Below are 12,583 nucleotides of genomic sequence, written 5' to 3'. Positions count from 1 at the left end.
CCATGAACCACGCCTGCCCCCATTGCCAGCGGTCCCTGCGGTGGTTGCCGGTCCTCCAGGCAGAGGGCGGGGCACTTGTAGGGAAGCGGTGGGAGCCGTTCCAGCGGTGTCCCCGCTGTGGCGGAACCATTCTCTCCAACCTGCCGCCCCGCAGCCTGCGTGAAGAGATGGGGTGTCTGCTGTTCGTACTGGGCATTTCCGCCGTGGCCCCATTGGTTGCACCGGGACCGCAGCGCTGGCTGCTGTGGGGAGCCGTGGTGCCCGTGCTGGTGTTTGTGATCTACCGCGATGCCAAGAGAGATCGGACGACCAAGACGCACCCGCGCTGGCTCGCAGGCAAGCCAGAAAACGAGTCGTAACGCGGCATACCTCCGGCAGGCCTACCCCCGCCCCATCCACCCCTCCACCTCCCCCATCAAGTGCCCGCGAAACACCTCCGCAATCGGGGACAGCTGTTTGCCCTTGGGCCAGACCAGGTGCCATTGCGAGCGGATGGGAAAGCCCACTACGTTGAGCACGGCCAGGCCCTCGTGGTGCGGGCCCAGGGCGTGGAGGGAGACGATGGAGAGGCCCAGCTGGCCCTCCACCGATTCCTTGATGGCTTCGTTGCTGCCCAGCTCCAGCACGGTGCGGGGCGCAAAGCCCTCCTCGCGCAGGTGGGCGTCGGTGGCCATGCGGGTGCCCGAGCCTTTTTCTCGCAGGATGAAGCGCTCAGACTGCAGCTGCTCCAGCCTGATGCGCTTTTTAGCCGCCAGCGGATGGCCTGCGGGGGCGATGACGACCAAGGGGTTGGGCATGAGGATCTGGTCTTCCAGCGGCAGGTCGGCGGGCGGCATGGACATGACGTAGAGGTCGTCCTGGTTGGCGCGCAGGCGGCCGATGACGTGGTCGCGGTTGAGCACTTCAAGCGAGATGTCGATGTGCGGGTGCAGCTTGCAGAAGCTGCCCAAAAGGCGGGGCACAAAGTATTTGGCGGTGCTGACCACGGCGACCTTGAGGCGCCCGCTGGTCAGGCCCTTGGCGCCCGCTATCCGCTGCTCGAACGCGTCCCACTCGCCCGCGATGGCGCGCGCGGTGCGGGCCAGGGCGTGGCCCGCTTCGGTGAGGTGCACGCGGCGCGAGATGACTTCGTACAGCGGCAGGCCCACGGCCTGCGCCACCTCGCGCAGCTGCATGGAGGCGGTGGGCTGCGTGACGTGCATGACCTTGGCGGCCGCGCTGACGCTGCCGGTTTCGGCCAGCGCCAGAAAAAGCCGCAGCTGGCGGAAGGTGATGTTCATAGATTTTTATCTATAGATATGCACATTCGAATCGATTTTACTTTGCACCCTGCGCTGCATAGCATTGGCGCCCAAGGAGTTGAATGATGCAAAGCTTGCTGGATCCGGCGATCCTGTTTTTTGCCCTGGGCATTTTTGCGGGCCTGGTGCGGTCCAACCTGGAGATGCCTGCGGCGATCTCGAAGTTCTTGTCGATCTACCTGCTGATGGCACTGGGCCTCAAGGGCGGGTTTGCGCTGGCGGCGTCGGGCTTCACGCCCAGCGTGGCGACCAGCCTGGGGCTGGCGGTGCTGCTGGCCATCGTGGTGCCGCTGGTGGGCTATGCGCTCTTGCGGCGGGTGCTGTCGGGCTTCAATGCGGCGGCGGTGGCAGCCACCTATGGATCGGTGAGCGCGGTGACGTTTGTGACGGCCACGCAGTACCTGGAGTCGCAGCACATCGCCTACGGCGGCCACATGGCGGCGGCGATGGCGCTCATGGAGTCGCCCGCCATCATCCTCGCAGTGCTGCTGGCCAATGCGCTGCGGCAAAAGCAGCAGGCGGTGGCCGTGGCCACTAGCGCCGCACCCGTGGTGGCGATGACCAGCGGGGGTGCCGCCACGCTGGGTGGTCACGGCCCGGGCAACGTCAGTGGGAAGAGCGGCCCGCACCTGTCGGTGGGCAAGATCCTGCACGAGTCGTTCACCGATGGCACGCAGTTGCTGCTGCTGGGCGCGATGCTGATCGGCCTGCTGACGGGCGATGCGGGCAAGGCGGCCATGCAGCCGTTTTCGGGTGATCTGTTCAAGGGCATGCTGTGCCTGTTCTTGCTGGACATGGGCTTATCGACCGCACGCAACCTGCCTGCGGTGCGCCAGCAGTCGCCCTGGCTGCTGGCCTATGCGGTGCTGGGCCCCATCACCCACGCCACGCTGGCGCTGGGCCTGGCCTGGCTGGTGGCGGTGCCTGCAGGCGATGCGGTGCTGCTGATGGTGCTGGCAGCCAGTGCCTCGTACATCGCCGTGCCTGCGGTGGTGCGCTATGCCATCCCCGAGGCCGACCCGTCGCTGTATGTGAGCCTGTCGCTGGGGCTGACGTTTCCGCTCAACATCGTGCTGGGCATTCCGCTGTACACGCAGGTGGTGCAAAGCCTGTGGGCCGTGTGAGGGGGCGATGCATACAGCCCACACGTGGCCCCTGGCGTGCGCTTGCGAAGCCTGGCTCAATAGCTATCATTTAGATAGCTATTGAGGCATACTGGACGGGCGGAAACGGCCATTTTTATTCAAACTTTCATCCCACCGCGCCACACAGCCGGGTCAGAACAGGCTGCTTTGCCCCCGCAGCAGTCCGGGGCGGAACTGGCCCAGGTCCAGCTCCACGCGTTCGCGGTTCAGGCCCAGCCTGCGGCAAGTGGTGGAAAAACGCTGGTGCACCAGGTCGGCCCACAGGCCGGTGCCTTTCATGCGGGTGGCGAAGTCGCTGTTGTAGGTCTTGCCTGCGCGGCGCTCGGCGTCGCTGAGGTGGTGCAGGTCTTGCACACGGGCCATCACGCGCGCGGCGCGCTGGGGATAGTGCACCTGCAGCCATTCGCGGAAGAGCGCGTCCAGCTCCCACGGCAGCCGCAGCACGGTGTAGAAGGCACTGCGCGCACCTGCCTCGCGCGCGGCCTCCAGCACCTGCTCCATGTCTTCGGTGATGAAGGGGATCTGCGGCGCCACGCTCACACCCACGGGCACACCCGCCTCGGCCAGCGCGCGGATGGTGCGCAGGCGCCGGTGGGGCGCTGCGGCACGGGGTTCCATGCGGCGGGCCAGGGTGGCGTCGAGCGTGGTGATGGTGACGTACACCGCAGCCAGGCGCTGCGCGGCCAGCGGGGCGAGCAGGTCCAGGTCGCGCTCCACGCCGCTGGACTTGGTGATGAGCGAAAACGGGTGGCGCGCGTCACGCATCACCTCGATCACGCTGCGGGTGAGCTTCAGCTCGCGCTCCACGGGCTGGTAGCAATCGGTGGCCGAGCCAATGTTCAACAGGCGCGGCACATAACGCGGCTGGGCCAGCTCGTGCCGCAGCACGCTGGCGATGTTGTGCTTGGCCACGATCTGCGTTTCAAAGTCCAGCCCGGGCGAAAAGTTGAGGTAGCTGTGCGTGGGCCGGGCGTAGCAATAGATGCAGCCATGCTCGCAGCCCCGGTAGGGGTTGACCGAGAGTTCAAAGAAGATGTCCGGCGAATCGTTGGCGCAGATGGCGCTGCGCGCTGTTTCGAGGTGCACCCGGGTGGCGGCGGGGGTGGCTGGGACATCGCCTGCACCGTCCTCATCACCAGGCGGCTGGCCCCAGCCGTCGTCTGCCACCTCGCGCGTGTCGCGCGCAAACCGGTGCGCCAGGGCTGTGGCCGCGCCCCGGCCACGGATGGCCTGCAGCGGGATGCGGACCTCTTCGGGCGGTGCGGGGATGTCGGACTTGTCTGTGAAGGTGCGGGGCATGGCTGCTTGCCTCCGTGTAGGGCGTGTCTGCGGGGCTCCAGCGCTGCAAATTTACTGGATAAAAAAACAGTATATTAAAACCGCTCCACAGGATCGGCAACGTGGCCGAAACTCTGGGTTTGCGAACACCTGCAACGGTATTGACCCTGAAGACAGGTTGCAAAAGGTAACGCGATACTTCCACTCAGTGGTCTGCCAGCCCGTGAATGCGCAGCGCGGCAGCAGCGCAGCAGCAACACAGCCACCTGGAAAGACAACCAAGACGCCGACATCCCCGCTGAGCAACGGAGCACCCAAAATGCCAAGCGAGATCGTCCACACCATCGGCTGTACCGCCTACTCTGTTTTTGCGATCCTGTTCCTGTGGATGAGCAGGGTGCCCCGAACCAACTCCGGGCCGGGCTGGTGGGCAGGGGCCATGGCATTCGCCCTGGCGGCGCGCCTGGCTTATCAGCTGTTGCTTGACCAGACGGACCTGGCGGAGGCTGTTTTTGCCTATGCCGCCTTGGTCGCCGTAGAGAAGACGCTGCTTGCCATCGGTCTGGTGGAGTTCCTGGGGCTGAAGCTGCGGCACCGCTGGTTCTGGGGTGCCTTGTTGCTGGCCGAAGCATGGGTGGTGATCGGGTGGCTGTCTGACATCCAGCCCATTGCCCGCAGCGTCGGTCTGGCGGTTTTCAATGCAGGATTCCTCGGCTATGTCGCATGGACGGCCTTCAGGCACCGCAGCGAAATACCCCACCACCTTCTGCTGCTGACCGCGGCGGCCAGTGCGATGCTGGTAGTGCATTGGATGTCGGCTTTCCTGATCTTCCAAGCCTTCCCCAACTGGCGTGTCACGGGGTTCCTGCTGGGAACGGTGCTGGTGCTGGTGCAATACCTGTCGCTGCTGGCCGCCGTGCTGGCGGAGTTTCAGCGGAGGTTGGTGCAAGCGGAGGCCAACGCGCTGGACATGGCGTTTCAGGATCCCCTGACTGGTTTGAACAACCAGCGCTACATGAACACCCTGTTTGAAAAGGCCCTGGTGCTGGCCAACCGGCCTCACCAATACTCCGCCGTCATCTTCATCGACCTGGACAACTTCAAGCCCATCAACGACCTTGCAGGCCACCATGCCGGTGATGAGGTGCTGCGGACGGTCGCGAATCGGCTGCGACGATGCACACGCAGCACGGACATCTGTGCCCGCATCGGAGGCGACGAGTTCGTGGTGATCTGCACCCAGCTGGAAGCCACAGAGCAGGTCGGAGACATTGCCACCAAGTTGCTCGGAGAACTGATTGCACCGATTGCGGTCGAGGACAAGCGCTTCGTGCTTGGCGCAAGCATTGGCATCAGCCTGTACCCCATCCACGGCAACAGCCTGGCGGAACTGCTTGAGCATGCAGACAAGGCCATGTACCAGATAAAACGCTCGGGAAAAAACGGCTACCGGATCTACTCAGACCAACCAAGTCAGACATCAGCGGGGCCTGCAGATCGCTGACGGTCTTGAACGGTTGGGTTCTGCGAACCTGCCCCTGCCCCGCAGACGCTCGCGCCGCACCGGCCCTGCTTCACTCCTTGAACAGTCGCTCGATCAGGCCGCGCATCCACTGGTTGCCGGGGTCGCTTTCAAAGCGGCGGCTCCAGTGCAGCGACACGGTGAAGTCGCGCAGCGGCAGCGCGGGCTCGATCAGGGTGTAGCCCCCGTCGGCCGCAAAGGTGCGCGCAATGTTGCGGGGCATGACCACGGCCAGGTCTGTGGCGCGCACGATGGCGGGCAGCACCATGAAGTGTTCGGTGGTCAGGCGGATGCGGTCCTGCAGCTGCTGCATCTCCAGGATGCGCAGGGTGTCCGAGTGGGAGCGCACGGCCACAAACTCCAGCTGCCGCAGGGCGCTGAGCAGTGCGGGGCCGCCGCGCCTGGCGGCCGCGAAGGGGTGGCCTGCGCGCAGCAGCACCACGTAGCGGTCCTGGAGCAGCTGCACACGCTGCGTGTCCTTCACCGTGGGCAAAAAGCCGAAGGCGAAGTCGATGGCGCCGCTGTCCAGCCGCTGCGGGATCTCGTGGCGCGGCACCGGCAATGTCTCCAGCCGCACGCCGGGCGCCTGGTGCTGCAGCGCCACCATCAGGTCGGGCAGAAAGCGGCCTTCGCCAATGTCGCTCATGTGGATGCGGAAGACCTTGTGCGACTGCAGAGGGTCGAACAAGGCGGACTCGTTGAGCGCTTCTTCCAGCAGGCCCAGCGCGCTGCGCACGGCGTTGGCCAGCCGGTCGGCCTTGGGGGTGGGCTGCACACCGCCGCCTGCACGCACAAACAGCGGGTCTTTGATGAGCAGGCGCAGGCGCGTGAGCGCCTGGCTGGCAGCGGGCTGGGTCAGGTCCAGCAGGTCGGCGGCGCGGCTCACATTGCGTGTGCGGTAAACCGCATCGAACAGCCGCAGCAGGTTGAGGTCGATGTCCTTGATATGCATTGTGCAAATACCGCTTAGTCATTTCATTGTATTGATGGATGAAGCAAGCCCCCCGAAGATGGCGGCATGCCTTCTGACGAAACCCCTTTGCCCACCGTGCGCGAGGCCGTGCTGGACCTGCTGCGCGGCTTTCACATCAACACCATCTTCGGCAACCCCGGCTCCACCGAGCTGCCGCTGTTTCTCGACTTCCCGCCGGACTTCCGCTACATCCTGGGCCTGCAGGAATCGGTGGTGGTCGGCATGGCCGACGGCTACGCCCAGGCCACGCACAACGCAGCCTTTGTGAACCTGCACTCGGCCGCAGGCGTGGGCCACGCCATGGGCAACATCTTCACGGCGCACAAGAACCGCACGCCCATGGTCATCACGGCCGGGCAGCAGGCGCGCTCCATCCTGCCGTTCGACCCCTTCCTGTTCTCGGGCCAGGCCACCGAGCTGCCCAAGCCCTATGTGAAGTGGAGCATCGAGCCCGCGCGCGCCGAAGACGTGCCCCTGGCCATCGCCCGCGCCTACTACATCGCCATGCAGCAGCCGCGCGGGCCGGTGCTGGTGTCCATCCCCGCCGACGACTGGGACAAGCCTTGCGAGCCGCTGCAGGCCCGCACCGTAAGCACCGAGTCGCGCCCCGAGCCCCGCGTGCTGCAGGCCATCGGCGATGCGCTGGATGGCGCACAGCGCCCCGTGTTTGTGGTGGGCGCCGCCGTGGACCGCGACCGCGCCTGGGACGGCGTGCTGGCGCTGGCCGAGCGGCACAACGCCGCCGTGTGGATCGCGCCCATGTCCGGCCGCTGCGGCTTTCCGCAGGACCACCGCCTGTTTGCAGGTGTGCTGCCTGCCATGCGCGAGAAGATCGTGGCGCTGCTGGGCGGGCACGACCTGGTGTTCGCACTCGGCGCCGCCGCCTTCACCTACCACGTGGAAGGTTTTGGCCCCCATGTGCCGCCCGGGGCGCAGCTGGTGCAACTGATCGACGACCCGGGCACGGCGGCCTGGACACCCGAAGGCACCTCGGCCGTGGGCAGCGTGCGCCTGGGGGTGCAGGACTTGCTCGCGCGCCCGGCGCCTGCAGTGCGCGCCCTGCCCCCACCCCGCGCCGCGCGGCCACGGGCCGAGGCTTCAGCGCCTGGTGCATTGATGAGCGTTCCCTATGTGATGCAGACACTGGCCGAGGTGCGCGATGCCGCCTCCATCGTGGTGGAGGAAGCCCCCAGCTCGCGCGCCGCCATGCACGCCTACCTGCCCATTTTGCAAAGCGAGACCTTCTACACCATGTGCAGCGGCGGCCTGGGCTATGGCCTGCCCGCCGCCGTGGGGGTGGCGCTGGCCAAGCCTGATCGCAAGGTCATCGGACTCATCGGCGACGGCTCGGCGATGTACTCCATCCAGGCGCTGTGGAGCGCGGCGCAGTTGCAGCTGCCCATCACCTTCATCATCCTGAAGAACCGGCGCTACGCAGCCCTGCAGGAGTTCGCCCCCACCTTCGGCTTCCACGAGGGCGACAAGCTCGAAGGCACCGACCTGCCCGACCTGGACTTCCTGGCGCTGGCGCGGGGCCAGGGCTGCGACGCCGTGCGCGTGAGCGATGCCAGCCAGCTGGCGCCGGTGCTGCGCGAGGCGCTGGCGCACCCCCGCGCCATTCTGGTGGAGGTGGATGTCGCCTGAGAAGGTGTGAACAAACCCACCATGCCTTCCAACTTTTTTGTTCATTGCACAAGACCCGGCACACCCGGGCTTTACCGGAGACACGCATGCATTCCTATCCCCCACGCTCCAAGCGCCACCTGCTGGGCGCGCTGGCCCTGGCTGGCATGGCCTTCAGCCTGCTGCTGCAGCCCGCCCAGGCCCAGACCGAGGCCTGGCCCGGCAAGCCGATCAAGGTGATCGTGAACTTCCCCGCAGGCGGCGCGGCCGACCAGATTGCGCGCGCAGTCACCGTGCCGCTGCAAGCTGCGCTGGGCCAGCCCGTGGTGGTCGAGAACCGGGGCGGCGCGGGCGGCAACATCGGCGGCGAGGCGGTGGCCAAGGCGCCGGCCGACGGCTACACCCTGCTCATGAGTTCGGGCGGCATGGTGTCGGTCAACCCGCACCTGTACCCCAAGATGCCGTTCGACCCCACCAAGGACCTGGTGCCCGTGGCGGCGGCTGCGCGGGTGCTGGTGTTCCTGGAGGTGCGGCCCACACTGCCGGTCAACAACATCCAGGAGTTCATGCAGTACCTCAAGGCCCACCCCGGCAAGCTGAGCTTTGGCACGCCGGGCAACGGCAGCTCGCCACACCTGGCTGCCGAGATGCTCAAGGCACAGGCCAATGTGTTTGCCGTGCATGTGCCCTACCGGGGTGCGGCCCCCGCCATGCAGGACCTGCTGGGCGGGCAGGTGGATTTCATGTTCGACCCCGGCATCGGACTCCAGCACGTGAAGGCGGGCAAGCTCAAACTGTTGGCGGTGGGCAGTGCCAAGCGCTCGCCCCTGTTCCCGGATGTGCCCACGCTCGATGAGGTGGGTCTCAAGGGCTTTGATGCCGACACCTGGTTTGGCTTTTATGCTCCCGCAGGCACGCCGCCCGAAGTGGTGGCCCGCCTGAACCGCGAGATCAACAAGGTGCTGGCCACCACCGCCGTGAAGGACCGCATCACCGCGCTGGGTGGCGTGCCCGCGCCGATGTCGCCCGCCGACTTCCACGCACGCGCCGCCATCGACAGCACACGGTTTGGCGCACTCATCCAGGCCCGCAACATCAAGGGCGACTGAACGCCGCCCACGCAGCCCCGAATGCCCGCGCACGGCAGTGCGAGATTCGCGATGGACTACAGTCCCGCGCTTTGTCACAACCATCCCAGAGGTACTGCCATGGCGCGCAAGCCCCAGATCATCCTGTCGTCACTCGACGTTGACCGCATCGAGGCCCTGCTGGCCGCGATTCCGGCCAGCGTCTTTCCAGGCAAGGCGGATCTGCAGGCAGAGCTCGATCGGGCGGACGTGGTGCCGCCCGAGGAGATCCCGCCCAATGTGGTGACCATGAACTCCACCGTGCAGTTCTCCATCCTGGAGACGGGCAAGGAGTTCTGCCTGACGCTGGTCTACCCACGCGACGCGGACGGCACCGCAGACCGCATCTCGATCTTTGCCCCCGTGGGCAGCGCCCTGCTGGGCCTGGCGGTGGGCGACGAACTGGCCTGGCCCGGACCGGGTGGCAAGTCGATGACGGTGCGGGTGAAGGACATCCTGTACCAGCCCGAGAGCGCTGGCGAATTGCACCGGTGAATTCGGAACACCCCCCTGAGCGGCTGCGCCGCCTCCCCCCGCTCTCGCAGCGCTGCGCTCTGCGGGCAGGGGGACGCAGCCCTCGCGGCGGGGCGGCCCTTGCTTGGCTGCCCTGGCCTTTGGGCGCGCCAGTCTCTGAGGTTACGGGGTAACAGGAGCCTCCTGGAGCGCTGAGCGCCGTCTGTTCCCATTGACCCCGTCTGGATGGCGTGGGTGCCATGGATTGGGGTGGTGCAAAGCGCCATGAGCCGCGACAATGGCAGCCGCCATGACCACACCGCCCGCCCGGAACACGCCAGACCTGCCCCCGTCCATCGATCAGTTCGACCCGGACTCCACCCTCGCCTTCCAGAGCCGCATGGAGCGGGCGCCCGAATGGTTCTGCTCCTTCCTGGCGGGTAACAGCCGTGAAAAGAGCCGTCTCAAGCGCGAGATGGCCACCATGAAGGGATCGGTGGTGTGGCTGGTGCAGCAGCGCCGCCAGGGCAACTGGACGACCGATGAACGCGCCCATCTGCGCGATGTGATGCGGTCGGCATCGTCCGTGAGCCCCTACCTGTTCATCTGGGTGATCCCGGGCTCGATGCTGATCCTGCCCTTCATGGCCTGGTTCCTGGACCGGCAGCGCAAGCGGCGCGAGCGCAAGCTGCAGCGTTGAAGGGCTCTTGGCGAGCCCTCACTCAGAATCAGAACCCGTTGTTGGAGACGGCGACCAGCAGACCAGTACCAACCAGCCCCGCCTGCCAGCGCAAGGCGGTTGACCAGGTGGGCACATGCTGCTCCACCCGCAGGTACAACAGACGCCCGGCAGCAAGGGACAGCACAAACGCCAGCAGCATGCCCAGCGCATTGGGCACCGGCGACGCAGGCCATAAATGGCTGACTACCGCGTTGACGAGCAGGCACACGGCAAAGTGCACAAGGAAGATGGAGTAGGATATCTGCCCCACGCGCACCAGCGGCGCAAAGCCCCCCCAGCCACGCACACGCTCAGACCGCAGCGCCACCACCAGGCACAGCGCCGTGACCAGCGCCACCACGATGCGGCCCCGGAAATCCATCGCCAGGGCCCCACCGCCCAGCAGCACGATGGCGCTCAGCCACCCCACCGGGCTGGGCGCGCGCACGGCCCAGAAGGCCAGCATGCCCAGGCCATAGGCGCCAAAGAAGTAGATGGCCCACATGTCGAGCCCCGCCATGCGGTTGAAGACCCACAGCGATGCCGCCACACCGGCCACGATGATCGCCCGGGCCAGCGCAGCCCCGTGCCGCTGCGCCCATGCGCCCGGCAGCGCCCGGACGCCCGCCCAGACCAGCACGCTCAGTGCAAACAGCTGGAAGTCGATAGCCACGTACCAGACCCCGGCCGACAGGGCATCTTCATCCACGATGTCCTGCAGCAGCAGGGCATTGGCCAGCAGCTGCGCCAGGGTCGGCTCCTCGGGCACCGAAGGATGCGCCATCCAGGGCCGCACCAGCGCGGCCACCACCACGGTCAACAACAGCGCCACCGCGTAGGGCACGACCAGGCGCACAAAACGCTTGGCCACCGCATTGCCCGCATGGTCAAACCGCGCCACGCCCTGGGGCGCCAGGCTGGCGGCAGCCAGGTAGCCGCCCAGCACCAGAAACACCTGCACCGCCATGCGCCCATAGTCATACAGCCACGCCATCAGGGCCGGGGCCAGGGGCTGGGCGATGTCCGACATGGGCCCGTAGAAGGCCAGGTGGTGCCACACGATGGTGATGCACGCCATGGCCTTGACCATGTCGATCAGGGGTGTGCGGGAGGGAGAGGACGACATGGCTGCGCGGGGTCGGTAAGGTGCCGGGGTATGGAGCCTTGCCGAGGCCGAAAAGGGCCGCAACAGCAGGCAAAAGCCTCTATTGTCCTCTGTCGGCACGATTTATGGGCAATCGCTCTGCGCTTGGCGCGACACCCCCTGTTCTGCGCAGGCCTGCGCACCCATCCAGACTCAGTACCGCAGGCTGCCTTCCGCATCCACGATCGCCAGCTCGACATAGGTGGAGCCGTTGTGGCTCTTGGGCGAATACTTCACGCTGAAGCGGCCGAACGAAATTTCGCCCGCGTCTTCCATGGTCTTGGTGAACGATTCGGTGGTCAGGTTGCGCCCGGTGCGCCGCAAGCCCTCCACCAGCAGGCGTGCATGCACAAACCCTTCGAATTGCGACGCAGAAGGTTGCGCGTTGGGCGACTTGGCGCGCAGCAGGCTCAGGTACTCGGCCACCACCGGGATGGTGGTGTTGCGCAGCGACGGCATGATCTGCGCGAGGATGATGCCGCGCGCCTTGTCCTTGAGTTCGCGGTTGATCACATCCAGGCTGGCGACCGAGAACCCGTAGTAGGCAGGCCGCGCGGCCGTGGCCTGCACGGCCTTGATGTAGTGCGTGAAGGTGGTCCCCGCCGTGGCCACGATCACTGCCTGCGGCTGCGCCTTTTCGGTGGCGGCGGCCGCAGCGGCGAAGTCGGGTTGTTTGGGGTCTACCTTGATTTCGGCGACGAAGGGCAGCTTTTCGTCGTCCGACGCCTTCTTCAGCTCGGCGGCCAGGGTCTTGCCCAGGCCGTCGTCCTGGTAGAACACCACCACCCGGCTGATGCCCTGCTGGCGCATCTGCGAGACGATCCTGCTGGCTTCGCTGGCATACCCCGCGCGCACATGGAACACATAGGGATTGAAGGTTTCGCGGAACACCGATGCACCGGTGACCGGGCCGAACAGCGGCGTGCGGTGCTCCTTGATCAGCGGCAGGATGGCGGCCGTCTGCGCCGTGCCCGTGCTGTTGTAGATCATGAAGACCTTGTCGGTCTCCAGCAGCTGGCGGGTGTTTTCCACCGCCTTTTGCGGATCGAAGCCGTCATCCAGCGTGGTGTAGCGGATCATGCGGCCATGCACGCCGCCTTGGGCGTTCACCGCGTCGAACATGAGCCGCGAGCCCTCGCCATACTGCGCCGTCTGCGGGCCCAACGGCCCCGACAGCACGGCCGATGCCCCGAGGCGGATCTCGTCGGCGGTCACGCCCTCGTTGCGGGCATGGCCCAACCCGGTCGCGCACAAGGCCGCCAGCAGCACTACCAAAGAACGAACCATCGCGCACCC

At 66.4% G+C, this 12,583-nt stretch carries 12 protein-coding genes; 7 read left to right on the top strand and 5 right to left on the bottom strand.

The genetic code is table 11. The features are described 5' to 3' along the window. Window positions 1-203 precede the first annotated feature (203 nt). On the top strand, window positions 204-359 hold the full coding sequence (locus CBY09_RS23815) for a hypothetical protein (protein WP_165773865.1): 156 nt from the start codon (window positions 204-206) through the stop codon (window positions 357-359). A gap of 21 nt (window positions 360-380) precedes the next feature. On the opposite strand, the gene CBY09_RS05315 is transcribed toward CBY09_RS23815, so the two are convergent. Beyond that, window positions 381-1,280, bottom strand: a complete 900-nt coding sequence (locus CBY09_RS05315) for a LysR family transcriptional regulator (protein ID WP_094287164.1) — start codon at window positions 1,278-1,280, stop codon at window positions 381-383. Between the two features lie 86 nt (window positions 1,281-1,366). On the opposite strand from CBY09_RS05315, the gene CBY09_RS05310 reads away from it, so the two are divergent. Then, window positions 1,367-2,425, top strand: coding sequence for a sodium-dependent bicarbonate transport family permease (locus CBY09_RS05310; RefSeq protein ID WP_094288031.1), 1,059 nt, complete (start codon window positions 1,367-1,369; stop codon window positions 2,423-2,425). A gap of 153 nt (window positions 2,426-2,578) precedes the next feature. Here CBY09_RS05310 and CBY09_RS05305 read toward each other — a convergent pair whose 3' ends face one another. Then, entirely contained in the window at window positions 2,579-3,745 is a 1,167-nt protein-coding gene (locus tag CBY09_RS05305) for a PA0069 family radical SAM protein (protein WP_094287162.1), read from the bottom strand. A 298-nt stretch (window positions 3,746-4,043) separates the two neighbouring features. Between CBY09_RS05305 and CBY09_RS05300 the strand changes: the two genes are divergently transcribed. Then, the gene (locus tag CBY09_RS05300; RefSeq protein ID WP_094287160.1) at window positions 4,044-5,228 is read left to right on the top strand and encodes a GGDEF domain-containing protein; all 1,185 of its coding nucleotides are present in this window, start codon (window positions 4,044-4,046) and stop codon (window positions 5,226-5,228) included. 70 nt (window positions 5,229-5,298) lie between these two features. Here the strand turns inward: CBY09_RS05300 and CBY09_RS05295 are convergent, their stop codons facing one another. Next, window positions 5,299-6,198 carry a LysR family transcriptional regulator gene (locus tag CBY09_RS05295; RefSeq protein ID WP_094287158.1) on the bottom strand — a complete coding sequence of 300 codons (900 nt, stop codon included), beginning with the start codon at window positions 6,196-6,198 and terminating at the stop codon, window positions 5,299-5,301. Window positions 6,199-6,264: 66 nt separating this feature from the next. On the opposite strand from CBY09_RS05295, the gene mdlC reads away from it, so the two are divergent. The 4 genes from mdlC (at window position 6,265) to CBY09_RS05275 (ending at window position 10,122) form a co-directional block, all read left to right on the top strand. Then, window positions 6,265-7,863, top strand: coding sequence for a benzoylformate decarboxylase (gene mdlC, locus CBY09_RS05290; protein ID WP_094287156.1), 1,599 nt, complete (start codon window positions 6,265-6,267; stop codon window positions 7,861-7,863). 86 nt (window positions 7,864-7,949) lie between these two features. After that, a complete protein-coding gene (locus CBY09_RS05285; protein WP_094287154.1) occupies window positions 7,950-8,951 on the top strand; it encodes a Bug family tripartite tricarboxylate transporter substrate binding protein in 1,002 nt (333 codons plus the stop codon). Between the two features lie 99 nt (window positions 8,952-9,050). After that, the gene (rnk, locus tag CBY09_RS05280) at window positions 9,051-9,464 is read left to right on the top strand and encodes a nucleoside diphosphate kinase regulator (RefSeq protein WP_063462866.1); all 414 of its coding nucleotides are present in this window, start codon (window positions 9,051-9,053) and stop codon (window positions 9,462-9,464) included. Between the two features lie 268 nt (window positions 9,465-9,732). Further along, window positions 9,733-10,122 carry a hypothetical protein gene (locus CBY09_RS05275; protein ID WP_094288029.1) on the top strand — a complete coding sequence of 130 codons (390 nt, stop codon included), beginning with the start codon at window positions 9,733-9,735 and terminating at the stop codon, window positions 10,120-10,122. A gap of 28 nt (window positions 10,123-10,150) precedes the next feature. Here the strand turns inward: CBY09_RS05275 and CBY09_RS05270 are convergent, their stop codons facing one another. Together CBY09_RS05270 and CBY09_RS05265 are read right to left on the bottom strand one after the other, a co-directional pair. Then, window positions 10,151-11,269: an acyltransferase family protein gene (locus tag CBY09_RS05270; RefSeq protein ID WP_094287152.1), complete on the bottom strand. Its 1,119-nt coding sequence runs from the start codon at window positions 11,267-11,269 to the stop codon at window positions 10,151-10,153. A 171-nt stretch (window positions 11,270-11,440) separates the two neighbouring features. Next, complete coding sequence (locus CBY09_RS05265) at window positions 11,441-12,574, bottom strand: ABC transporter substrate-binding protein (protein WP_094287150.1); 1,134 nt, start codon at window positions 12,572-12,574, stop codon at window positions 11,441-11,443. Between the last annotated feature and the right edge of the window lie 9 nt (window positions 12,575-12,583).

It is taken from the genome of Acidovorax kalamii, from assembly GCF_002245625.1.
In the GTDB taxonomy this organism is placed as follows: Bacteria; Pseudomonadota; Gammaproteobacteria; order Burkholderiales; family Burkholderiaceae_C; genus Acidovorax; species Acidovorax kalamii.
The sequence above is the reverse complement of the archived record's forward strand: the minus strand, read 5'-3'. Positions and strand labels throughout refer to the sequence as shown.